Annotated in this window: 21 protein-coding genes and 1 pseudogene; 10 read left to right on the plus strand and 12 right to left on the minus strand. The window is 65.2% G+C overall.

From position 1 onward, the window contains the following. Positions 1–269 precede the first annotated feature (269 nt). A complete protein-coding gene (locus FS320_RS07725; RefSeq protein ID WP_152710533.1) occupies positions 270–818 on the minus strand; it encodes an SRPBCC family protein in 549 nt (182 codons plus the stop codon). Next, positions 815–1,180 carry an ArsR/SmtB family transcription factor gene (locus tag FS320_RS07730; RefSeq protein ID WP_152710535.1) on the minus strand — a complete coding sequence of 122 codons (366 nt, stop codon included), beginning with the start codon at positions 1,178–1,180 and terminating at the stop codon, positions 815–817. The genes FS320_RS07725 and FS320_RS07730 overlap by 4 nt, the downstream gene beginning before the upstream one ends. Positions 1,181–1,343: 163 nt before the next feature. Between FS320_RS07730 and FS320_RS07735 the strand changes: the two genes are divergently transcribed. Together FS320_RS07735 and FS320_RS07740 are read left to right on the plus strand one after the other, a co-directional pair. Beyond that, the gene (locus FS320_RS07735; RefSeq protein ID WP_152710537.1) at positions 1,344–2,156 is read left to right on the plus strand and encodes a nickel-binding protein; all 813 of its coding nucleotides are present in this window, start codon (positions 1,344–1,346) and stop codon (positions 2,154–2,156) included. Positions 2,157–2,250: 94 nt separating this feature from the next. Further along, positions 2,251–2,535 (plus strand): hypothetical protein, encoded by a 285-nt coding sequence (locus FS320_RS07740; RefSeq protein WP_152710539.1) that lies wholly within the window; start codon positions 2,251–2,253, stop codon positions 2,533–2,535. 52 nt (positions 2,536–2,587) lie between these two features. Here FS320_RS07740 and uvrB read toward each other — a convergent pair whose 3' ends face one another. Further along, positions 2,588–5,281 carry an excinuclease ABC subunit UvrB gene (gene uvrB, locus FS320_RS07745; protein WP_152710540.1) on the minus strand — a complete coding sequence of 898 codons (2,694 nt, stop codon included), beginning with the start codon at positions 5,279–5,281 and terminating at the stop codon, positions 2,588–2,590. A 47-nt stretch (positions 5,282–5,328) separates the two neighbouring features. Continuing rightward, positions 5,329–6,384 carry a DUF808 domain-containing protein gene (locus tag FS320_RS07750; RefSeq protein WP_152710542.1) on the minus strand — a complete coding sequence of 352 codons (1,056 nt, stop codon included), beginning with the start codon at positions 6,382–6,384 and terminating at the stop codon, positions 5,329–5,331. Positions 6,385–6,585: 201 nt separating this feature from the next. Here FS320_RS07750 and FS320_RS07755 point away from each other — a divergent pair, with 201 nt between their 5' ends. Continuing rightward, complete coding sequence (locus FS320_RS07755) at positions 6,586–8,766, plus strand: esterase-like activity of phytase family protein (protein ID WP_152710544.1); 2,181 nt, start codon at positions 6,586–6,588, stop codon at positions 8,764–8,766. A gap of 189 nt (positions 8,767–8,955) precedes the next feature. Here the strand turns inward: FS320_RS07755 and FS320_RS07760 are convergent, their stop codons facing one another. Beyond that, complete coding sequence (locus FS320_RS07760) at positions 8,956–9,186, minus strand: hypothetical protein (RefSeq protein WP_152710546.1); 231 nt, start codon at positions 9,184–9,186, stop codon at positions 8,956–8,958. A gap of 186 nt (positions 9,187–9,372) precedes the next feature. Next, positions 9,373–9,762, minus strand: a complete 390-nt coding sequence (locus tag FS320_RS07765) for a DUF3775 domain-containing protein (RefSeq protein WP_152710547.1) — start codon at positions 9,760–9,762, stop codon at positions 9,373–9,375. 130 nt (positions 9,763–9,892) lie between these two features. Between FS320_RS07765 and FS320_RS07770 the strand changes: the two genes are divergently transcribed. From FS320_RS07770 to FS320_RS07780, 3 genes are all read left to right on the plus strand, one after another. Next, positions 9,893–10,663, plus strand: coding sequence for a C13 family peptidase (locus FS320_RS07770; protein ID WP_152710550.1), 771 nt, complete (start codon positions 9,893–9,895; stop codon positions 10,661–10,663). 368 nt (positions 10,664–11,031) lie between these two features. Next, positions 11,032–11,373 carry a DMT family protein gene (locus FS320_RS07775; RefSeq protein WP_152710551.1) on the plus strand — a complete coding sequence of 114 codons (342 nt, stop codon included), beginning with the start codon at positions 11,032–11,034 and terminating at the stop codon, positions 11,371–11,373. Positions 11,374–11,381: 8 nt separating this feature from the next. Then, positions 11,382–11,702 (plus strand): YnfA family protein, encoded by a 321-nt coding sequence (locus tag FS320_RS07780; protein ID WP_152710553.1) that lies wholly within the window; start codon positions 11,382–11,384, stop codon positions 11,700–11,702. 196 nt (positions 11,703–11,898) lie between these two features. Here the strand turns inward: FS320_RS07780 and FS320_RS07785 are convergent, their stop codons facing one another. The 4 genes from FS320_RS07785 to FS320_RS07800 all read right to left on the minus strand — a co-directional run bounded on the left by FS320_RS07785 (position 11,899) and on the right by FS320_RS07800 (position 14,990). After that, positions 11,899–13,038, minus strand: coding sequence for a PQQ-dependent sugar dehydrogenase (locus tag FS320_RS07785; protein ID WP_152710555.1), 1,140 nt, complete (start codon positions 13,036–13,038; stop codon positions 11,899–11,901). A gap of 82 nt (positions 13,039–13,120) precedes the next feature. Further along, positions 13,121–13,312, minus strand: coding sequence for a hypothetical protein (locus tag FS320_RS07790; protein WP_152710557.1), 192 nt, complete (start codon positions 13,310–13,312; stop codon positions 13,121–13,123). 141 nt (positions 13,313–13,453) lie between these two features. After that, positions 13,454–13,867 (minus strand): VOC family protein, encoded by a 414-nt coding sequence (locus FS320_RS07795; RefSeq protein ID WP_152710559.1) that lies wholly within the window; start codon positions 13,865–13,867, stop codon positions 13,454–13,456. A 142-nt stretch (positions 13,868–14,009) separates the two neighbouring features. Next, positions 14,010–14,990, minus strand: coding sequence for a Bug family tripartite tricarboxylate transporter substrate binding protein (locus FS320_RS07800; RefSeq protein WP_152710561.1), 981 nt, complete (start codon positions 14,988–14,990; stop codon positions 14,010–14,012). A gap of 124 nt (positions 14,991–15,114) precedes the next feature. On the opposite strand from FS320_RS07800, the gene FS320_RS07805 reads away from it, so the two are divergent. Both FS320_RS07805 and FS320_RS07810 read left to right on the plus strand, forming a co-directional pair. Further along, positions 15,115–16,317 (plus strand): pyridoxal phosphate-dependent aminotransferase, encoded by a 1,203-nt coding sequence (locus tag FS320_RS07805; RefSeq protein ID WP_152710563.1) that lies wholly within the window; start codon positions 15,115–15,117, stop codon positions 16,315–16,317. Between the two features lie 156 nt (positions 16,318–16,473). Beyond that, a complete protein-coding gene (locus tag FS320_RS07810; protein ID WP_152710565.1) occupies positions 16,474–16,788 on the plus strand; it encodes a hypothetical protein in 315 nt (104 codons plus the stop codon). Between the two features lie 210 nt (positions 16,789–16,998). Here FS320_RS07810 and FS320_RS07815 read toward each other — a convergent pair whose 3' ends face one another. Both FS320_RS07815 and FS320_RS07820 read right to left on the minus strand, forming a co-directional pair. After that, positions 16,999–18,024 (minus strand): calcium-binding protein, encoded by a 1,026-nt coding sequence (locus tag FS320_RS07815; RefSeq protein WP_162002916.1) that lies wholly within the window; start codon positions 18,022–18,024, stop codon positions 16,999–17,001. A 23-nt stretch (positions 18,025–18,047) separates the two neighbouring features. Beyond that, complete coding sequence (locus FS320_RS07820) at positions 18,048–19,493, minus strand: TolB-like translocation protein (protein WP_152710569.1); 1,446 nt, start codon at positions 19,491–19,493, stop codon at positions 18,048–18,050. Between the two features lie 651 nt (positions 19,494–20,144). Between FS320_RS07820 and FS320_RS07825 the strand changes: the two genes are divergently transcribed. Next, positions 20,145–20,618, plus strand: a complete 474-nt coding sequence (locus FS320_RS07825; protein ID WP_152710572.1) for a DUF992 domain-containing protein — start codon at positions 20,145–20,147, stop codon at positions 20,616–20,618. Positions 20,619–20,895: 277 nt separating this feature from the next. Next, positions 20,896–21,169: pseudogene (locus tag FS320_RS07830) on the plus strand (IS110 family transposase); the annotation flags it as partial. Between the last annotated feature and the right edge of the window lie 124 nt (positions 21,170–21,293).

Consider the following 21,293-nt stretch of genomic DNA (forward strand, 5'->3'; position numbering starts at 1 on the left):
GCGTATCCGGGCGTGGCACGCGGAGGAACCAGCAAGGGTTCCGTAAAGGCCGGTCATTCCCTACCAGTGCTGGTCCGGTCAGCGCAGGCCGCATGGTGTTCCGAAGCCACTGCCGGAGCGGGACATAGTACGCGGGACTGGCGTGCTGAGATTCGCGCCGGTTCTCGACCTCATGGGCGAGGTCACCGGTATGACCGGATTTCGGAGCACTATTGTCCGGGAGGGGCTCCACCGGGCTGGTCCGGGCGGAGCCCCTTCCTAAAACCCTGTCACTCCGGCAACCGCCTCCCATACTCCTCCTTCAACCGGCTCCAGTTCTCCCAGAACGGCTGCGGCTCTTCGCCGGCCGCGCGGGCGGCCAGGATGTCGAGATGGGCGTGCCAGCCGGAGCTGACATTGAGCAGGGTCGCGCGGTCGGGGACGCGCCGGTGGACCAGCGTGAGCAGCACCTCGGAGCCCTTTCGTTCCAGCTCGAAGGAGACGCCGCCGGTGGAGCCCCACGTGATGGCGAGCCTGTGAGGCGGATCGAGTTCGGTGATCCGGCTCTCCATCCTGTGCTCCTCGCCGAAGCCCGGCGGCCGCTCGCCGGGCGGGTTGGTCAGCTCGTGGTTGCGCCAGACGAATTCGACGGGTGATCCCACGGCCATCTCCATCTCGCCCGACGCGAGCCACTGGCGGCGCAGGTCGCTCTCCGTGAGATAGGCCCAGATGCGCTCGATGGGGCCGGGCAGAAGGCGCTGGATCGTCAGTGTAGCGGGGTCGGTGAGCACGCCATAGGGGCTCCGGGCCGCGAGGTCTGTGGTCGCAAGGTCGCTCATGTGTCGTCTCCTTCGGGGGGTGGGGACTTCCTGGCGTCCTCCTCGCGGAGGAGCCGTTCCAGCACATCCAGACGCTCGGTCCAGAAGCGTTCGTAGACGCCGAGCCACTGGTGGGCGCTCGCGAGCGGTCCAGGGTCCAGGCGGCAGAGATGGGTGCGGCCCCGGACCTCGCGCCGGAGCAGCCCGGCATGTTCCAGCACCTTGATGTGCTTCGAGGCGGCCGCGAGCGAAATCGCAAAGGGTTCGGCCAACTGGCTCACCGTGCGCTCGCCCACCGCGAGATCGCGCAGCATCCGCCGCCGGGTGGAATCGCCGAGGGCGTGAAAGACGGTGTCGAGCTGGACTGTCTGTAATTCAACCATGAGGTTGAATATAGACGTGGGCCTTCAGATAGTCAACCAATTGGTTTAATGATGATCGTGGGCTGACATCGCCCTGATGTGCGGCCCGGCACTTGGCGCGCGCGGAGAGATCGCTGGTTCCGTCCAAACCGTGTAGATTACGCTGGGGGAGCAGGAGGCGTTGATGCCTATCTTCCTTGACCGTCACGACCTGACAGGAGTGACCGCCGCCGATATTGCCGACGCCCATCGGAGTGACCTGGAGGTGCAGGGACGCTACGGGGTGCGGTTCCTGACCTACTGGTTCGACGACACCCGCGGCACCGCGTTCTGCCTCATCGATGCTCCCGATATCGAGACCGCCATGCGGGTGCACGACGAAGCCCATGGGAAGGTCGCCCGCGACGTGATCGAGGTCGATCTTTCCGCCGTCGAGGCCTTTCTCGGCCGTATCTCCGATCCTGAGCCGGCGGCATGCTGTTCGGAGGGCCGAGTCGATCCGGCCTTGCGCACCATCATGTTCACCGACATCGTCGATTCAACCGCCATGACCGAGCGCCTCGGCGATGTGCGCGCCGTCGAGATGGTGCGAGCGCACGACGCCATGGTCCGCCGGGCCCTGCACGACAAGGGCGGGCGGGAGGTCAAGCATACGGGCGACGGGATCATGGCCTCCTTTGACGATGCAACCTCCGCCGTCGATGCCGCCCGCGCCATCCAGCAGGCCTTCGAGGCCTTCAACCTCGCAAGCCGCGAGAAGCTGCGGGTGCGCATCGGCCTCGATGCCGGCGAGCCGGTCGCCGATCACAACGACCTGTTCGGCGCGACCGTGCAGATGGCCGCGCGCCTGTGCCAGAGCGCCGAGCCCGACACCATCGTGGTGTCGGGGGCAGTCACCGGGTCGCTCCCCGGCCGCTTCTCGCTGGTCGATCTTGGGAGCCGCCATGTCAAAGGCTTCGGGCGTCCGGTGGAGGCGTTCGCGGTGAGCTGGCGGTGAGGGGCGGCAGGCCGATGTTCCCGATCGCATTGCCACAAAGATTGCACGGGCTGCGTCTACCATGAGGTTCGGGCGAAAGCCGGAGCGTCGAGTGATGGTCAGAGGTCTGGTTTGGTTTGCGCTGTTCGGAGCCGCATCGGTGGCGTTATATGGGGTGAATGACCGGATCGTCTGGGATGTCTGCCGTCGCGAGAGGCGGTCCTATCCGCCGGCCTGGACGCTCTCGCCGTACTGGCAATGGCGCACCATCGCGGGTGGCTGGTATGCGGACGCGCGACGTGCTGGCCTGTTGCTGCCGAAGGCGGCGGCCACGGCCGCCATCCTCATCACCAGCATCGGCTCAGTGGTGACCGGCATCCTTGACGCCATGCCGGGTTAGGCCCGGGACACCCCTTGGACGGACGATTGGACCCAGGTCTTTGCAAAGGGCGCTAGCGCCCTTTGCGTCCTTTGTATTTCGGCTTCTGCCCCGCAAGCCCTTGCGTCGAGCGCGCGGCGGGGCGTTCGCGGTAGTTCAGCGGGACCTCGCGATCCGTGCCGGGGCCCATCTCGTCGAGGCCGGGCTTGCGGATACGGGTGCCTTCGTCCGAGCGGCCCTTGCCCGTCGGCCCATAGGCGTCGGAATCCGCGGCGCCGTCGCCCGAGGGCGGCAGGCCTTTCGGCGGCAGGTTGGCGCTGCGGCCGTATTTGCGCGAGCCGCCATACCGGCCCGCTTCCTTCTCCACGTCGCTTTGCCGCGCCATCGGATCGTCGCTGATCGCAAGCTCCGTCGCCTGCAGGCGCTTGAGCTCGTCGCGAAGGCGAGCCGCCTCCTCGAATTCGAGATTCGCGGCGGCCTCGCGCATGCGCTTTTCCATGTCGGCGATGACGGCCTTGAGGTTGTGGCCGACCGTCCTGTCGGCGAGGCTCGTATCGACCGACACGTGATCGCGCTCGTAGACGCTCTCGAGAATGTCGGCGATGTTCTTCTTCACGCTTTGCGGCGTGATGCCGTGCTCGGCGTTGTAGGCGAGCTGCTTCTCGCGGCGACGGTTGGTCTCCGCGATCGCGCGCTCCATCGAGCCGGTGATCTTGTCGGCATAGAGGATCGCCTTGCCTTCCACGTTACGCGCCGCGCGACCGATGGTCTGCACCAGCGAGGTCTCGGAACGCAGGAAACCTTCCTTGTCCGCATCGAGAATGGCCACGAGTGCGCATTCCGGAATGTCGAGGCCCTCGCGCAGCAGGTTGATGCCGATGAGCACGTCGAAGGCGCCGAGCCGCAGGTCGCGGATGATCTCGATGCGCTCCAGCGTGTCGATGTCCGAGTGCATGTAGCGAACGCGGATGCCGTTCTCGTGCATGTACTCGGTCAGGTCTTCGGCCATGCGCTTGGTGAGCGTGGTGACGAGCGTGCGGTAGCCCTGCGCCGCGAGCTCCTTCACCTCGTGCACGAGATCGTCGACCTGGCTTCGCGCCGGGCGGATCTCCACGACGGGATCGACGAGGCCCGTGGGGCGAATGACCTGCTCGACGAAGATGCCGCCGGTCTGCTCCATCTCCCACTTGGCAGGGGTCGCCGACACGTGCACGGATTGCGGACGCATGGCGTCCCATTCCTCGAATCTGAGAGGGCGATTGTCGAGGCAGGAGGGCAAGCGGAAGCCGTATTCCGCGAGCGTCGCCTTGCGGCGGAAGTCGCCGCGATACATGCCGCCGATCTGCGGCACGGTCACGTGACTCTCGTCGGTGAAGACGAGCGCGTTGTCGGGCAGGTATTCGAACAGGGTCGGCGGCGGCTCGCCCGGCTTGCGGCCGGTGAGATAGCGCGAATAGTTCTCGATGCCGTTGCACACGCCGGTGGCCTCGATCATCTCGAGATCGAACTGCGTGCGTTGCTCCAGGCGCTGCGCCTCGAGCAGGCGACCCATGCGGGCGAGCTCCTGCAGGCGGTGCTGCAGCTCGTTCTGGATCCCCTTCACGGCCTGCTGCAGCGTCGGTCGCGGCGTCACGTAGTGCGAGTTCGCGTAGACCTTCACGAATTGCAGGTCGTTGGTCTTCTTGCCGGTGAGCGGATCGAACTCGACGATGCTCTCGATCTCGTCGCCGAACAGGCCGATGCGCCAGGCGCGGTCTTCCAAGTGGGCCGGAAACAGCTCGATCACGTCGCCGCGGACGCGGAACGTGCCGCGGGCGAAGTCGCTCTGGATGCGCTTGTACTGCAGGGCCACGAGATCCGCGATGAGCTGGCGCTGCTCGATGCGCTCGCCCACCTTCACGGAGAAGGTCATGGCCGTATAGGTCTCGACTGAGCCGATACCGTAGATGCACGACACGGATGCGACGATGATCACGTCGTCGCGCTCGATCAGGGCGCGCGTCGCCGAGTGGCGCATGCGGTCGATCTGCTCGTTGATGGACGATTCCTTCTCGATGAAGGTGTCCGAGCGCGGCACATAGGCCTCGGGCTGGTAGTAGTCGTAATACGAGACGAAATATTCTACCGCGTTGTCGGGGAAGAACGACTTGAACTCGCCGTAAAGCTGCGCGGCGAGCGTCTTGTTCGGCGCGAGGATGAGGGCAGGACGCTGCGTCTCCTCGATCACCTTGGCCATGGTGAAGGTCTTGCCCGAGCCGGTGACGCCGAGCAGCACCTGATCGCGCTCGGCGCGGCGCACGCCGTCCACCAATTCGCGGATGGCCGTGGGCTGGTCGCCCGAGGGCGCGAAGTCGGACTTGATCCTGAACGGAATGCCGCCTTCCGTCTTCTCGGGGCGAGGCGGGCGGTGCGGCACCCAGGCCTTGCCGTCCTTGAACCGCGGGTCGCCCTCGGTGAGCAGCCTGCTCAGGGCGTCGACCGTGGCCGACACGCCCGCGCCGGGAGACAGCTCGCCAAGCTCCTCGGCGACGTCCGGCCCGTCGTCAGGCCCTTTCAGGCCAAGCTTCTTGGCCAGCGCCGGGTCGACATCGGTGATGTCGCCGTGGATGAAGGTTTCCTGCGCCCGCTCGGCAAAGCCCTCAGCCGCCTCCCGCTCCCGGTTGACCGCCGGATTGAGAAGTTCTGCCAGATGAGGGGCCAGGGGCTTCAGATCAGGTTTGGACGCCTTCCCGGTGGAAAGCTTGGGCTTCTTGGGTGATTTGGCCATAGAACGAATATGGTACGAACGGCCGGGGAATGGAAGAGTGAAGGCGGTTATACCGTATGCTTCTCCGCCTTCCCGCTCCCGCCGCGCAGAGGCCTCAGCAGCGGCACTGCGACGAAGTGGACGAGGGGAATCAGGAGGGCGCCGAGAAGGAGCCCGAAAAGACCTGAAGCAGCGGCCGAGACCAGCCACTCGACCGCTCCGCCGAGGCTTGGCACCGCGTGGCCCGCGGCTGCCGCCACATCGTGAATGACATGGCCGAGACCGGCAAAGCCGTAGCCTTCGAGCCCGTGGATGATGATTCCGCCGCCGACCCAGATCATCGCGGCCGTGCCGACGATGCCGAGGATTCTGAGCATGGCCGGCATGCCTTTCACGAGCCCACGCCCGAACAACTTCGTCACAGGAGCCAGGAGACGGTCCGTATGAAGCGGGGCGCTCGCGGTGCTGCGCCGCAGCAGGCTCGAGACCGGCCTGTCGTTGCGGGCGAGCGCCACGCCGGCATCGTCCGCCTTCACGATCAGCGCGACGCCGCCATAGACCAGGGCCGTGATGCCGATGCCGACGACGGCGAGGACCACCGCCTGCATCCAGGCCGAGCCCGCCGGTATGCTCGCGAGCGTGATCGCCATGATCTCGGCCGAGAGGATGAAGTCGGTCTTGATCGCGCCGCTCACCTTCTCGTCCTCGATATTCCGGGCCGTCCGGGTCGCGGCGCCGACAGCGGCCTCATGGTCGTGGGCGCCATGCGGAAACAGCGCCTCGAACACCTTCTCCGAGCCCTCGTAGCAGAGATAGGCGCCACCGATCATCAGAAGCGGCGTGATGGCCCAGGGCGCGAACAGGCTGAGAAGCAGGGCTGCCGGCAGCAGATAGATGAGCTTGTTCTTGAGCGACCCTAAGGCGATCTTGCCGACGATCGGCAGTTCCCGCGATGCGGCAAAGCCCGTCACGTAGCGCGGCGTCACTGCGGCATCGTCGATCACCACGCCGGCCGCCTTGGCGCCCGCCTTGGCCGCCTGGGCGGTCACATCGTCGAGCGAGGCGGCGGCGACCTTGGCGAGGCCTGCAATGTCGTCCAGCAAGGCGATCAGGCCGATGCTCATGGAGGCTCCCGTCTAAAGCGTTGAAGCGTGACTGTGTGCTCGATGAGCATTAGCTATCGTTTGGCTTTGGCTTCGACAACGCCTGAGCGGCAATTTTGCTGCAGAACCACCCATGTCGATGCCAATCACGAACCGTCATCGGCCCGTCATACGACGCGCGCATCACATCCCGGCTAACCTTCACAGTTGCGCGGGGATTCCATGTACCGTTCCTTCATCATCGGCTCGCTTGCAGCCGCTCTCCTGTCCGGCACGGCGCTCAGCGCTTCGGCGGCGGAATACTTCGATCGCATCGCCAGCTTCCCGATCACCGCGAATCTGTCGAAGGACGGAGACCAGAAGGCCGGGACCGTGGCCGAGATCATCGCGGCGAGCGAGGATGGCAGGCTGCTGATCTACACGGACAGCCCGCGCAAGGCGCTGGGCTTCATCGACATTGCCGACCCCGCGCAGCCCACGGCCGGCGGCTCGCTGGCTATCGGCGGCGAACCGACCTCCGTGAAGGTCGTGGGCGGGAAGGCCTATGTGGCCGTCAACACCTCCGCGAGCTTCACCCATCCGAGCGGCAAGCTCGTGACCGTGAACCTTGCCGACCGCAGGATCGCGGCGGAATGCGCTCTGCCGGGACAGCCCGATTCCGTCGCCGCCAATGCGGGCGTTCTTGCGATCGCCATCGAGAACGAGCGTAACGAGGAGGTCAACGAGGGCGCACTTCCGCAACTGCCCGCAGGTGCGCTGGTGGTGGCGCCGCTCAATGGTGACAGCCTCGATTGCACGTCCCTCACGACCGTCAGCCTGACGGGCCTCGCGGCTGTCGCAGGTGAGGATCCGGAGCCGGAATACGTGGATGTTTCCGATGACGGCAAGGTTGTCGTGACCCTGCAGGAGAACAGCCACATCGCGGTCGTCGATGGAAGAACCGGCAAGGTCGAGGCGCATTTCTCCGCCGGCAGCATCGACCTAAAGCAGATCGACACCAAGAAGGACGGCAGGATCGAGCTCACGGGATCGATGGAGAAGGTCGCCCGCGAGCCGGACGCCGTGCACTGGATCGATACCAATCGTTTCGTGACCGCGAACGAGGGTGACTGGAAGGGCGGCTCCCGCGGCTTCACCATCTTCAACAGAGACGGCACCGTGGCGTATGAATCCGGCGCGAGCCTGGAGCACGACATCGTTGCGCTCGGCCACTACCCGGACAAGCGCAACAAGAAGGGCGTCGAAATCGAGGGCGTCGAGACCGGGCGCTTCGGCAACGACAACCTGATCTTCTTCGGCTCCGAGCGCGCCTCGGTCGTCGCCGTCTACCGCGACACGGGCGCTGCGCCGGAACTCGTGCAGATTCTGCCGACCGGCATCGGGCCGGAAGGGCTGATTGCCATTCCCGGACGCAACCTCTTCGTCGCCACCAGCGAGACCGACCTGCACGGTGACGGCGGGGTTGCTCCGCACGTGATGATCTACCAGCGCGCCGAGCGCGCGGCTCCGGCCTATCCGACGATCCGCTCGGCCAGGAATGCCGATGGCCTGCCGATCGCCTGGGGTGCGCTCTCCGGTCTCGCCGCCGACAGTACGCAGGCCGGCAGGCTCTATGCAGTCACGGACAGCGTCTATGCCGGTGCGCCGCGCATCCTCCCCATCGATGCCGCGAAAAAGCCTGCACTGATCACCGGCGAGGCGCTCGTGACGCGCAACGGCGTTGCGGCGGAGAAGCTCGATCTCGAAGGAATCGCCGTTGCGCAAGACGGGTTCTGGCTCGCCTCCGAGGGCAATCCGGAAAAGGGCATCAAGAACCTGCTCATCAAGGTCGATGCCAAGGGCGCCATCCAGGAGGAGATCGCGGTTCCGGCGGATCTCGAAAAGGGAGCGAAGAACTACGGCTTCGAGGGCGTGACGGTGACAGGCGCCGGCGCCGACGAGACCGTGTGGCTCGCGGTGCAACGCCCATGGGCGGACGACGGCAAGAACGCCGTGAAGCTCCTTGCGTACAAGCCGTCGGACAAGAGCTGGAGTGCCGTGCGCTATCCACTCGACACGGCTGGGGCCGGCTGGATCGGCCTTTCCGAGATCACGGCGGCGGGCGATCGCGTCATCATCATCGAGCGCGACAGCCAGATCGCCGAGAAGGCTGCGATGAAGAAGCTTTATGCGGTGTCGCTCGCCGACATGAAACCCATCAAGCTCGGCGGAGAACTGCCGCTCGTGCAGAAGACCTTGGTGCGCGATCTTCTTCCCGATCTGAAAGCTGCGAAAGGCTATGTGCTCGACAAGGTCGAGGGCTTCGCCATTGACGCCGCGGGCGACGCCTACATCGTGACTGACAACGACGGGGTGGACGATTCGTCGGGCGAGACGCAGTTCCTCAAGCTCGGGAAGCTTTGAGAAACCAATGACGGTAGGGAGTGGGGCCCTGGGCCCCACTCGCGAATGCAGGCAGCTGATCGAAGGCAACATTCATCGCTCGGATCAGACGGCCGGCACTGCTGCACAGATGAGATTAAGTGAAAAGATGCCCTGAAATCGAGGAACCGGGGTTGGGCATCGAGGTGCGGATGCAGGGCAGGTTTAGGGTCAGGCGGTGAACGCCGTCGGACCCCTCAGGTAAGCTTCGAAGCGGTCGATCTCGACCTCGGTTTCGTCCGGGGACAGGGCCGGTCGCACGCCCTGCTGCGTCTCGGTGAGGGGCAGTTCCTCCACCGGGTCGTTCATCGGGGCGAGATCGTTCAGAGCCGTGTGCACGGCCCGGAGCAGCTCGCTCTGCTCGTCGTCATCCGGATTCTCCGGGGGCTGGCGCGGAGTCATGGCATCCTCCTTTAGGAGTAGACTGAATTATTGGCTTGATCCGTGTCACAAATAGGGCGCCGTCGCCGTGTCGGCCATGCCGTTTTCGTGATGGAGGCAAGCTTCGACCCTCGTCCCGCAGGTGCCCCGGCCGGTGGCTCGAACGAGGTCGCGATCAGCCGACAGGGTTGCGGGTTCGGCCGCGTGTCAGGTGCAGCTTCGGCCCATGGCGTTGAGGCCTTCGTCCAGAAGGTCGGCCAGGTTCGGAATGCCGATGAGCCAGTCGGCGGTCGAGAGCGAGCTCGCTTCCTCGCGCTCCCGGGCCAGACGGACCGCGGCGCCCCATTCCTCGGGCTCCATGTCGCCGCGGCCGATATAGACGAGGGCGATCAGGTCGGCGCGCTCGTCATCGTTGAGGCCCGCGATCACGTCGCGAAGCTCGTCCTCCGTGGCGTCATCCGGCGAGGAGGTGAGGGAGTCGATGCTGCCGTCGTCGATAGGGTTCGAGCCCGAGGCCGGATCGGTAATGCCTTCCTTCACATCAATGGCCCTGACCCGGAGAATGAGTTCGCAAACCTTATCGAGCGCGATGTCCATAAAACCCTCTTGGGATGAATCTTGACGGAACTGACAGGGAAACACGGAAGAGGGGATTCGGTTCAGCGACGGCCGATCCTTGGCTTTCGAGGGGCGCTGAGCGTAAGGTAGGCCGAGGTTGGGGTGTAACATGCGCCGGTTGCTCGCTTTTTGTCTGATCGGGCTCTTTCTTGCCCTCGGTCCTTCTCACGACGCTTTCGGGCAGACGGCCCGCAGGGCTGAGCCTGTCGGATTGGCGCCGCAGCGTCCGGGGCAGACCGACGTGTACATCCTGTCCTTCGGTCTCTGGGGGCCGCAGAGCGTGTTCGAGAGCGAGGCCAAAGGGGCGGCGCGCATTCTCGAGGCGCAGATCGGCTCCAAGGGGCGCTCCATCGTCCAGTTCAACACGAAGCGCCGCGCCGGAGCGACACCGCAATCCCTGCAAGCCGCCGCTACCGCCGCGGGGCAGACGCTCGATCCGGCCGAGGATATCGTGGTGCTCGTCCTCACCTCCCATGGGGCACCCGAAGGCATCGGACTGGTGGCCGGGCGCGATGCCCTTCTCGTCACGCCGGGCGACGTCAGGCGATTGCTCGACCAGACCAGGGCGCAGCACCGGGTCGTGATCGTCTCGGCCTGCTATTCGGGCGTCTTTGCCCGGGACCTCGCCGATGCCCGCACCCTCGTCATCACGGCGGCCGCCGCCGACAAGCCGTCCTTCGGCTGCCGGGACGGGGCGACCTGGACCTATTTCGGCGATGCCTTCTTCAACAAGGCCCTGCGCGGCGAGCGCCGCCTGGACGTCGCTTTCGAGCGAGCCCGAGGGCTCGTCACGCAGCGTGAGCGGCGCGAAGGCTTCGATCCCTCCAATCCGCAGATCGCGGGCGGCGCCCAGGTGCTGGAGCGTCTCAGCGCCCGCTAGAGCATCGGACTGACACTCGGATGCGCATGTCACGGATCCGTCCGACGTTCATTCTCAGAGAGGCTGGTCTGAACCCGACCCATCCCTGAGCCTCGTCCTGAGAGGCCGACCGATCATGCGCTTCCCTCGCCGTCATGGCCGGGCCCGTCCCGGCCATCCCGATGGTGTGAAACGCCGTGCCTCTCACATCCGGATCACCGGCACGAGGCCGGTGATGACGTCCGAGGTGAATGTCCGGCCAGCCTCTCGGGAGGCGGTCGGCGTTCAATGACCCTTCCTCGGAGGAGCGCGTCCACGGGGTGACTTGACACCGCGGCGTGAAGGAATAGGGCAGGGCCCGATCCTTCCTCTCTCCTCAGGTCTTCTCCATGAGCCCCCACACGGCGCCCGTCCTGATGCTGATCGCATCGAACGTCTTCATGACCTTTGCCTGGTACGGGCATTTGAAATTCAAGACATCGCCCCTCTGGATCGCGGTCATGGCCAGCTGGGCCATCGCCTTCGTCGAATATTGGTTCGCCGTTCCCGCCAACCGGATCGGCTCCGCCGTCTATTCGGCAGCCGAACTCAAGACCATGCAGGAGGTCATCACCCTCGTGGTCTTCGCGATCTTCTCGGTGCTCTACCTGAAGGAGCCGCTCGGGTGGAACCATCTGATCGGCTTCGGCCTCATCGCGGCCGGAGCGACTTTCATCTTCCAGGGCAGCTGACCCGAGCCATGACGTTCCTCGTTTATGCGGGCGCAGCGCTGGCCGAGATCGCCGGCTGCTTTTCCTTCTGGGCCTGGCTGCGTCTCGGCAAATCTCACCTGTGGCTCGTGCCCGGCATGGGCGCGCTCGCCCTGTTCGCTTATCTGCTGACGCTGGTTCCGTCTGACGCCGCCGGGCGGGCGTATGCGGCCTATGGCGGCGTCTACATCGTCGCGTCGATCCTGTGGCTCTGGATCGCCGAAGGGGCGAGGCCCGACCGGTGGGACATCGCCGGCGCCGGGATCTGCCTGGCGGGCACGGCGCTCATCCTGTTCGGGCCACGGGCTTAATTCCTCAGTATCTGGCCAAATGACGCAATCCTGAGCCCTCATCCTGAGGGCCGCCGGAGGCGGTATCTCGAAGGACGAGGGCATCTCCAGAATGCACTGGAGCCTCCTTCGAGACGCAGCTCCGCTGCTCCTCAGGATGAGGTGAGAGATTTACGAGCCCACCCTTCAAGATGAGCCTGTGTTATCGATCGGCCTCTCAGGTCGCGGGCATCATCCGCAGGATGCGGCCGTTGCGGGAATCCGTCAGAAGATAGACGAAGCCGTCCGGGCCCTGGCGCACGTCGCGGATGCGCTCGCCGAGTTGCTGCAGCATGCGCTCCTCAGCCGTGACCCGGTTGCCGTTGGTTTCCAGGCGCGAGACGAGCTTGCCGGCCAACGCCCCGACCAGAATGCTGCCGCGCCAGGCCGGGAACTTGTCGCCCGTGTAGAAGGCCATGCCGGAGGGTGCGATGGACGGATCCCAGTAATAGACCGGCTGCTCCAGGCCCGCTTTCTTGGTGCCTTCGCCGATCTTCGCGCCGGAATAATCGACCCCGTAGGAGATGACGGGCCAGCCGTAGTTCTTGCCCTTCTGCGGGATGTTCACCTCGTCGCCGCCGCGGGCGCCGTGTTCCACGGTCCAGAGTTCGCCGGTCGTCGGATGGAGGGCGGCCGATTGCAGGTTCCGGTGTCCGAGCGACCAGATCTCGGGCTTGGCATCCTCCCGGTTCAGGAAGGGGTTGTTGGGGGCCGCGCCCCCTTCGGGCTTGATGTGGACGATCTTGCCCAGATGGTTGGCCGGGTTCTGCGCCTGGTTGCGCAGGTCGAACCGGTCGCCGAGGGTGACGAAGAGATGGCCCTCGCGGTCGAAGACTAGGCGCGAGCCCCAGTGATTGTTGCCCGTGTGGGTCGGCTCCTGGCGGAAGATGATCGTGACGCCCTCCAGGGCGGTCCCGTCCGCGTCGAGGCGGCCCCGCGCCACGCTGGTGCCGGCGCGGCCTTCGCCGCGATCCTCGGCGAAGCTCAGGTAGACTAGGCGATTCTGCGCGAAGTTCGGATCGAGCGCGACGTCCAGAAGGCCGCCCTGTCCGCGCGCCGCAACAGGCGGGACGCCCTGAAGCGGTTCGGAGAGATTGCCGTCGGCGTCAGCGATGCGCAGGCGGCCGGGTCTTTCCGTCACCAGCATGCGATTGTCGGGAAGGAAGGCGAGTCCCCAGGGATTTTGGAGATTGCGTGCGACCGTCTCGACGATCACCTCGACCTTGTCGGTGCGGAAACGCTGGGTGTCCTGGGCCAGGGCGGACGGGATGGCGCCGAGAGCGAGGGCGCAGGCCAGGGCGATACGGGGGCTCAGCATGGGGGAATCTCTCCGTCGTTCCGATGCCGGAGAGCTAGACGCCTGCGACAGGCGGTCAACCATGCCGCCGTTCACTCGCGCGTTATCGAAGGGAATAGACGTGGATAGTCTTCGTATCCTCAGCCGAGAGTGTCTGGGTCGTGGCCATGACGGAGAGGGTTGCAAGGCCCAGCAGCATGACCAGGGCCAGCGAGCAGCGGCTTTCCTGGCGCGGGTCGAGGCGGTGGACACGGGACGAAACGTGGCAGACGTTTCTTGGTCGGAAAGTTTTCATTGGTCCATTCCCAGCAGCCGAAAGGAGGCTGCGGGAGAAAAACTTGTGCGATTCAAGAAAGTTCCCGCCTCATCCGAAAGTGCCGCATCCGGATTCTTGGCTAAGTATCGGCGTTAACTAATCATTAACCATTGTGGCAGGCTAAAGCTCAGTTTTGGGGCTGACGACGACGGATTCCGCAGAGCGCTCCGCCGGCCCATGGTGGACCGCCTCGACATTGTGGCCGTCAGGATCGAACGCAAAGGCGGCATAATAGCCTGGGTGATAGGACCGTTCTCCAGGCCCCCCATTGTCACGGCCGCCCGAGCTGAGGGCCGCCGCATGGAAGGCGTGGACGGCCTCCCGGTCCCGCGCCTGGAAGGCGAGGTGGACCCGTGTGACCGGCCCGTCCGCCTGATCCACCCACAGTTCGTCGCATGAGAAGTGCTTCGGGCTCTCCGAGGAGAATTCACGCCCGAGCGCCTTCAGGACGGCGCGGTAGAAGCGCCGGCTCGCCTCGAGGTCGGAGACGCGCAGGTGAACGTGGTCGATCAGCCGGCCTTGGTGGAACTGCATGGACTTTCCTCCAGTGGGTTCGACGACCCTCGTCACGTCATCACCGGCCTTGCGCCCGTGATCTCGATGAAGAAAAGCGCGGCGCTTCACATCATCGGGATGGCCGGGACAAGCCCGGCCACGGCGGTGTAATGAGGTAAAATTACTCGGCCTTGATGCCGGCGTCCTTGATGATCTCGGCCCAAGTCTGGATCTCCTTGGCGAGATAGGGCTTGAACGCCTCGGGGTCGCGCACGTTCAGGGTGAAACCGAGCTTGGTGATGCGCTCCTTCACGTCGGGCCGGTTCAGGATCGCGATGATCGTGCCCGACAGCTTGTCGAGAACGGGCTTCGGCGTATTCACCGGTGCGAAGAAGGCGGCCCAGGATTCCGCGTCCGCATTGGTGATTCCCTGCTCGCGCAGGGTCGGCACGTCCGGGGCCTGCGGGTTGCGCTGAGGGCTCGCGATGCCGATGGCGCGCATCTGGCCGGCCTGGAACTGGGAGAGCACGCTGGGCAAGGTCGAGTTCGACACGTCGATGCGGCCCGCCATGAGCTCCGTCACCAGGGGCGCGGCGCCCCGGAAGGGCACGTGGGTCATCTTGATGCCGGTGCGGGCCATGAACAGCTCGGTCGCCAGATGCGAGCCGGAGCCGACGCCGGTCGAGCCGTAATTCAGCTTGCCGGGATCCTTCTTGGCGAGCTCGATCAGCTCGGGGATCGTCTTGGCGGGCAGGTCGTTCTTGACCACGAACACATGCTCGAAGGCGCCGGCGCCGGCGAGCGGGGCGAAATCCTTCACCGCGTCGTAGCCCGGCTCCTTGAGCAGGAACATGTTGTTCCCGTGCGTCTGGTTGTTGCCGAACACGATCGTGTAGCCGTCGGGATCCGCCTTGGCGACCGCGCGGGTGCCGACCGCGCCCGAGGCGCCGGCCAGGTTCTCGACGAGCACGTTCTGGCCGAGAGACTTGCCCATCTCCTCCGCCACGATGCGGGCGATCACGTCAGTCGGCCCGCCGGCCGGGTAGGGCACCACCATCTTGATGATGCGGTTGGGATAATCCTGGGCGGCGGCCGCGGTGGCGAAGAGGGCCGCGCCGGCAACGAGTCCGAGCGCGAGGCGGCGGGTGACGGATGTGGTCATCGGAAAAGGCGTCTCCTGAAAAACCCCGTTCTGGAGGGGCTGTTTTGCTTGCTTGGGCGGCTTGGCCGCATTAGGGTCCGCCGCCGTCACGGTCCTTATCTAACGCCCCGATCGGAGGATTCCCATGGGCTTTTTGTCTGACGCCCTTTCCCGCATCAAGCCGTCTGCAACCATCGTCATCACGCAGAAAGCGCGGGATCTGAAAGCTCAAGGGCGGGACGTGATCAGCCTCTCCGTCGGCGAGCCGGATTTCGACACGCCCGACAACATCAAGGAAGCCGCCATCGCCGCGATCCGCCGCGGCGAGACGAAGTACACGCCGGTTGCCGGCATCGTTCCCCTGCGCGAGGCCATCGCCCGCAAGTTCAAGCGCGAGAACGGCCTCGACTACAAGCCCTCGCAGACCATCGTGTCCACCGGCGGCAAGCAGGTGATCTACAACGCGCTGCTCGCAACCCTCAACCCGGGCGACGAGGTCATCGTCCCGGCGCCTTACTGGGTATCGTACCCTGAGATGGTGGGCCTGTGCGGCGGCAAGCCGGTCTTCGTGGAATGCACCATGGAGCACAACTTCAAGCTCCAGCCGGAGCCGCTGGAGCGCGCCATCACGCCGAAGACCAAGTGGATCATCCTCAACTCGCCGTCGAACCCGACGGGCGCGGCCTATACCCGGGCTGAGATGAAGGCGATCACCGACGTGCTGATGCGCCATCCGCATGTGTGGGTGCTCACCGACGACATGTACGAGCACCTCACCTACGGCGATTTCGAGTTCGTGACTCCGGCGCAGGTCGAGCCCGGCCTCTACGAGCGCACGCTCACCATGAACGGCGTGTCGAAGGCCTATGCCATGACCGGCTGGCGCATCGGCTACGCGGCCGGCCCCGAGCAGCTCATCAAGGCCATGGATTTCGTGCAGGGCCAGCAGACCTCCGGCGCCACCTCGATCGCCCAATGGGCGGCCGTGGAGGCCCTCGACGGTCCGCAGGATCACCTCAAGGTGTTCAGACGAGCCTTCGAGGAGCGCCGCGACCTCGTGGTCTCCATGCTCAACCAGTCGAAGTACCTGAAGTGCCCGATGCCGGAAGGCGCGTTCTACGTCTATCCGTCCTGCGCCGAGGCCATGGGCAAGACCACGCCTTCGGGCAAGGTGCTGGAGACGGACGAGGACTTCGTGTCCGAACTGCTGGAATCCGAGGGCGTCGCGGCGGTGCACGGCTCGGCCTTCGGCCTCGGCCCCAACTTCCGCATCTCCTACGCCACGTCCAACGCGGCGCTGGAAGATGCCTGCAACCGCATCCAGCGCTTCTGCGGGTCTTTGCGCTAGAGCATTGGATGAGGGGCGGCTCAAAATTGTGCCTGCCCCTCAAGCCCTCATCCTGAGGACCGCCGGAGGCGGTGTCTCGAAGGACGAGGGCGACTCCAGCGTTCACTGGATCCTCCTTCGAGACAGTCACTTCGTGACTTCCTCAGGATGAGGGCAGTGACTGACGAGATTGTCTTCGAGGAGCGCACCGTGCAGACAAGCCTGCCGCGGACATTCCGTCCGGATCCCGCGGCACAGCCCTACCGGGCCGATCCCGCCTCCACGCACCGCGTGAAGTTCGACGCCCGCGTCGACTTCACCAATGGCGGCTATGTGGAGGCCAAGGATTTCCTCCTCGAGATCGCGGGCGACAACGTCAGCCCCGAACGCCTGGCCGAGATGATCGTCTCAGCCATGAACCTGCTGCGCGCGGGCCCCGTGACCATCACGGCCATGCGCATCGTCAGGCGCGGCGAGCATCAGGACGGGTGAGGGGCCTTCTCTCGGACCGGGAGAGGAAGGCCCGCGATCCCTTGCTCGTGAAGGACCGACCGTCAGTTCAACTCCACCGTCATCACCGAGCTCGTGCCGGTGATCTCGATGAGGAAAAGCGCCGCGCTTCCCATGATCGGGATGGCCGGCACGAGGCCGGCCATGACGGGGAGGGTGTGAGCTGGGGCGGGCTCGTTCCCGGCCAGTCTCCTACAGCACGAACCAGCCCTTCTGAAGGTCGAGCGCGCCCTTGATCTTGATCACGGCCTCGGCCGCCTTGTCGCTGTCGGTGTTGAGGGAGACGTAAGTCACGCTCTTCGTCTTCTCGATGCGCACCTCGCCCGCTTTGCTGAAGGCCTTGGTGCCGATGAAGCTGAAGTTCTGGTCGCCCCGCTTCCTCGTATTAGCGTCGATTGCCCTCAGGTCGATCCTGTCGCCCTGCCGGTGCGAGAAGTCGAGGATATAATCTGCCCGGCTCTTGGACGCGCTCGTGTCCCGATCGTCGAAGACGAACACGTCCCGTCCCGCGCCGCCGGTGAGGCTGTCCTGGCCGAGCCCACCTGTCAGCCGGTCGTTGCCGGCGGCGCCGGAGAGTTTGTTGACGCCCGCATTGCCGGTGAGAACGTTGGCGAGGTTGTTGCCGGTGAGCGCCAAGCGAACAGTGCCGTCTGCGGCTGTGAGATTCTCCACCTGAGCGAGCGCGGCGAGGGAGAAGCTGCCACTCGTAAGAACAGTGTCGGTGCCGCCGCCGACAGTCTCGACGATCATGTCCGCTCCGTCGGTCACGTAGGTGTCGTCGCCGCTGCCGCCGTTCATCACGTCCGCACCGGCTCCGCCATCGAGTCGGTTCGCGCCGGCGTTGCCGCTAAGCATATTGGCGAGAGCATTACCCGTGAGCATCACGCCAGCGCTGCCGTCTGCAGCCGTGAGGTTCTCCACCTCAGTCAACGCGGCCAGCGAGAAGCTGAGGCCGGTCACGACAGTGTCGATGCCACCGCCGGCCGCCTCGACGATCGTGTCCGATCCATCCGTGACATAGGTGTCGTCGCCGACACCACCGTTCATGACGTCTGCACCGAATCCACCGTCGAGCCGGTCGTTGCCGGCGTTGCCGTTGAGGATGTTGCGAAACGCGTCGCCGGTGAGGACGTCGTTGCCCGCGCTGCCAGACAGCGTGTCGGCGAGCGCCGTGTTGCGCACCATGGTGCCGCTGGCGAGATCGAGAGTATGCGCCACGTTCCAGGTCAACGCGCCTTCGATCAGGGTGACGACGGCATCCTTGGCCCCGGTGCTGGCATAGGCGTGGTGCAGGCTGACCTTGCCGGCGACGGGTGTCTCCGTGTGGTGCTGGTGCCGTCGCCCCAGGCGATGTTGACGCTCGAGGCGCTGCCGACGCCGAGCGTCGTCTCGATGAAACGGCCCTCGAGGATGGCGGCCGCGTTGGCCTTGTAGAACAGGTTGACGAGGAAGAGGTCGGTTCGGTTGTTGCCGTCGCCGGCGACCAGGTTGGTGGCGTCGCTTTCGAACACGACAGAGCGCCCATCCGGGCTGAACAGAGGCGTATAGCTATCGAAGTCTGTCTGGGCTCCGTTGGCCGCGGTGGAGAGGCGGGTGATCGCGCCGGTGTTCAGGTCCTTGAGGAAAACGTCGGAGACGCCGTTGGTGTCGCCGGCGACCAGGTTGGAGGCCTCGCTCGTGAACACCACGAAGCGTCCGTCTGCGCTGAACCGAGCGTCATAGCTGCGGCCATTCGCCTGCGTTCCGTCTGCGGCGGTGGAAAGGCGAGTGACGGACCCGGTGTTCAGGTCCTTGAGAAAGATGTCACTCGCATCGTTGGTGTCGCCGGCAACCAGATTGGTGGCGACGCTGGTGAACGTCACGAAGTGTCCATCCGCGCTGAACCGAGCGTCAGAGCTGCGCCCATTTCCCTGTGTTCCGTCCGCGGTGTTTGTAACAAGTGTGACGGCACCCGTGTCTAGGTCTTTCAAGAAGATGTCGATTTGATTGTTGGCGTCCCCAGTAACCAAGTTATTGGCGCTGCTTTCGAACACTACAGAGTGCCCGTCCGGGCTGAACCGAGCGTGGGAGCTGAGGCCGTTTGCCCGGGTTCCATCTGCGGCGTTTGTGACAACAGTGACGGCCCCCGTGATTAGATCTTTCAGGAAGATGTCGGAGAAAAGAATGCTGCTGCTGCCCAGGTTGGTAGCGACGCTGCTGAACACCATGAGGTGTCCGTCCTGGCTGAGCTGAGCATTAGAGCTGTTGCCGTTTGTCTGTGTTCCGTTCGCCGTAGTGGAGAGAAGGGTGACGGCTCCGGTGGTCAGATCCTTGAGGAAGATGTCGTCGAAATTGTTGGTGTCGCCGGCAACCAGATTGGTGGCGGCGCTGGTGAACACCACGAAGCGCCCGTCGGAGCTGAAATGAGCTGTCGAGTTGCCGCCGTTGGCCTGTGCTCCGCCTGCCGTGGTGGAGAGGCGGCTGATCGCGCCTGTGCTCAAGTCCTTCAGAAAGACGTCGGTTGCATTGTTGGTGTCGCCGGCGACCAGGTTGTTGGCATCGCTTTCGAACACCACAAAGCGCCCGTCCGGGCTGAACTGGGCTTCATTGCTGTCGCCCAGCCCCTCCGTGCCATCGGCCGCGGTCGAGATTCGGGTCTGGATATCGTCGCTCGTCGGGCGAGAGACGGACAGCACGGACAGAAACATGGTCGGCCTTTAATCGATAAAAAACGCAGCCCCCCAGCCGCGCGAATAGCATTGCTTAAACAAGCAAATCTTCCCTTGGGCTACTCTCTGAATGGAGGGTTCGGGCTGCGCGAGTGCATCGCGTGCCGCCGCACATCAGCGGCCGGCTCATCCATCTCTCACCCGAGCAACCCGGCGCATCGAAGCATTGCGCCGGCTTCTCTCTGTGGAGGAGCAGGATGGAAGCGTCGGCGAGAGCCCGTGAAGGAGCCCCGCGCACCCACGACGTCGTCACCGGCCTGTGCCCGTGATCCCGATCCGAGAAGCGTAGCGCCTTTCCGATCGGGATTGCCGGAACAGGCCCGGCCATGACGGGGAGAGGCAGAGCCAGTGATCCTGAACGATTGAAGCGACGCGCCCTACCTTCGACGTCATCACCGGGCTTGTCCCGGTGATCCCGGTGAAGAAAAGCGCAGGGCTCCAACCCATCGGGATGGTCGGCCCTATGCCGGGCATGACGGGGAGGGGTGACGAAGGCGGGTGCGGGACAGACCCGGGTGGCGGTCGGGCCCAGGAATGCCGCTTCCCTGATTCAGGATCTCCAGCCCCGCAGGGAACGCGGCCGCCGTTGCGCCGTTAATCGCTAAGCTTGGTCAAGCTTAGGAGATCACCATGCGTCGTGTCGCGCTCCCCGTTGCCGCTCTCGCCTGTCTCACCGCTCTTGGTGCCACGGAGGCCCAGGCGCAGAACCGCGGACGGGTCGGCGTCCTGTCCTGCAGCGTGTCGGGCGGGATCGGTCTCATCGTCACGTCGCAGAGGACCACCCTGTGCACGTTCAACCCCCGGCGCGGCCCGAACGAGCGCTATGTGGGCTCGATCCGCCGGTTCGGGCTCGATATCGGGGCGACGCGGGGCGGCATCCTCACATGGGCCGTGTACTCCAGGGGCAGCGTGGCGCCGGGCTCTCTCGCGGGCAGCTATGTGGGCGGTGCCGCCGAGGCGACGGCCGGCGCCGGCGTCGGAGCCAATGTCCTGGTCGGCGGCTCGAACCGGAGCATCTCGCTCCAGCCCGTCTCCGTGAGCGGCCAGACCGGCTTCAACTTCGCCCTCGGGGTCGCCGATTTCGAGCTGCGCCGGGCGCGGTAGGGCCAGCGGGTTTCACCCCCGTCATCACCGGACGGAGTCACGTACGCCGTGTCATCGCCGGCCTTGTGCCGGCCATCCCGATTTTGTGAAGCGCTGCGCTTCTCTTCACCGGGATCACCGGCACGAGGCCGGTGATGACGTCGAGTGTATCCTGCGCGGTTGTGCAGCACAGCCGGGCGCAAGCTCGGCCGCTTCTGCTAATGGGATGGTCCGGCCGTGCTTCTGCCCCGCTTGTTCGTAAGCTGTGGGGCTTCGAGCCACGCAAGGAGCACGTCTCATGTCACGGTCTTCTTTCTCTGCCGCCATTGCCACCCTGGGTATCGATCTCGGCAAGAACAGCTTCCACCTTGTCGGCCAGGATCAGCGCGGCGCCATCGTGCTGCGCCTCAAGCTCTCCCGGCCCCAGCTCACCCAACGCTTGGCCAACATTCCACCCTGCCTGATCGGCATGGAGGCTCGGCATGGAGGCCTGCGCCGGGGCCCACCACATCGGCCGGCAACTGCAAGCGCTCGGCCATGACGTGCGCCTCATCCCGGCCCAGTACGTGAAGATGCCATGAGGAGGTGAGCGGCGCCCAGCTCTCTGCGAGAGTAAGGACGCCAACTCTTTCTTCCTGGAGGCGATAGGCCATGCAAGCGACCAACCCCACGTCCACTACCTGGAGCCCTTCCTCG

It is taken from the genome of Microvirga tunisiensis (assembly GCF_009296175.1).
GTDB lineage: Bacteria > Pseudomonadota > Alphaproteobacteria > Rhizobiales > Beijerinckiaceae > Microvirga > Microvirga tunisiensis.

Bases quoted from the DNA above. Each gene is read 5' to 3' on its own strand.
- FS320_RS07725 (WP_152710533.1), bottom strand. From the start codon at position 818: ATGAGCGACCTTGCGACCACAGACCTCGCGGCCCGGAGCCCCTATGGC.
- FS320_RS07730 (WP_152710535.1), bottom strand. From the start codon at position 1,180: ATGGTTGAATTACAGACAGTCCAGCTCGACACCGTCTTTCACGCCCTC.
- FS320_RS07735 (WP_152710537.1), top strand. From the start codon at position 1,344: ATGCCTATCTTCCTTGACCGTCACGACCTGACAGGAGTGACCGCCGCC.
- FS320_RS07740 (WP_152710539.1), top strand. From the start codon at position 2,251: ATGGTCAGAGGTCTGGTTTGGTTTGCGCTGTTCGGAGCCGCATCGGTG.
- uvrB (WP_152710540.1), bottom strand. From the start codon at position 5,281: ATGGCCAAATCACCCAAGAAGCCCAAGCTTTCCACCGGGAAGGCGTCC.
- FS320_RS07750 (WP_152710542.1), bottom strand. From the start codon at position 6,384: ATGAGCATCGGCCTGATCGCCTTGCTGGACGACATTGCAGGCCTCGCC.
- FS320_RS07755 (WP_152710544.1), top strand. From the start codon at position 6,586: ATGTACCGTTCCTTCATCATCGGCTCGCTTGCAGCCGCTCTCCTGTCC.
- FS320_RS07760 (WP_152710546.1), bottom strand. From the start codon at position 9,186: ATGACTCCGCGCCAGCCCCCGGAGAATCCGGATGACGACGAGCAGAGC.
- FS320_RS07765 (WP_152710547.1), bottom strand. From the start codon at position 9,762: ATGGACATCGCGCTCGATAAGGTTTGCGAACTCATTCTCCGGGTCAGG.
- FS320_RS07770 (WP_152710550.1), top strand. From the start codon at position 9,893: ATGCGCCGGTTGCTCGCTTTTTGTCTGATCGGGCTCTTTCTTGCCCTC.
- FS320_RS07775 (WP_152710551.1), top strand. From the start codon at position 11,032: ATGAGCCCCCACACGGCGCCCGTCCTGATGCTGATCGCATCGAACGTC.
- FS320_RS07780 (WP_152710553.1), top strand. From the start codon at position 11,382: ATGACGTTCCTCGTTTATGCGGGCGCAGCGCTGGCCGAGATCGCCGGC.
- FS320_RS07785 (WP_152710555.1), bottom strand. From the start codon at position 13,038: ATGCTGAGCCCCCGTATCGCCCTGGCCTGCGCCCTCGCTCTCGGCGCC.
- FS320_RS07790 (WP_152710557.1), bottom strand. From the start codon at position 13,312: ATGAAAACTTTCCGACCAAGAAACGTCTGCCACGTTTCGTCCCGTGTC.
- FS320_RS07795 (WP_152710559.1), bottom strand. From the start codon at position 13,867: ATGCAGTTCCACCAAGGCCGGCTGATCGACCACGTTCACCTGCGCGTC.
- FS320_RS07800 (WP_152710561.1), bottom strand. From the start codon at position 14,990: ATGACCACATCCGTCACCCGCCGCCTCGCGCTCGGACTCGTTGCCGGC.
- FS320_RS07805 (WP_152710563.1), top strand. From the start codon at position 15,115: ATGGGCTTTTTGTCTGACGCCCTTTCCCGCATCAAGCCGTCTGCAACC.
- FS320_RS07820 (WP_152710569.1), bottom strand. From the start codon at position 19,493: ATGTTTCTGTCCGTGCTGTCCGTCTCTCGCCCGACGAGCGACGATATC.
- FS320_RS07825 (WP_152710572.1), top strand. From the start codon at position 20,145: ATGCGTCGTGTCGCGCTCCCCGTTGCCGCTCTCGCCTGTCTCACCGCT.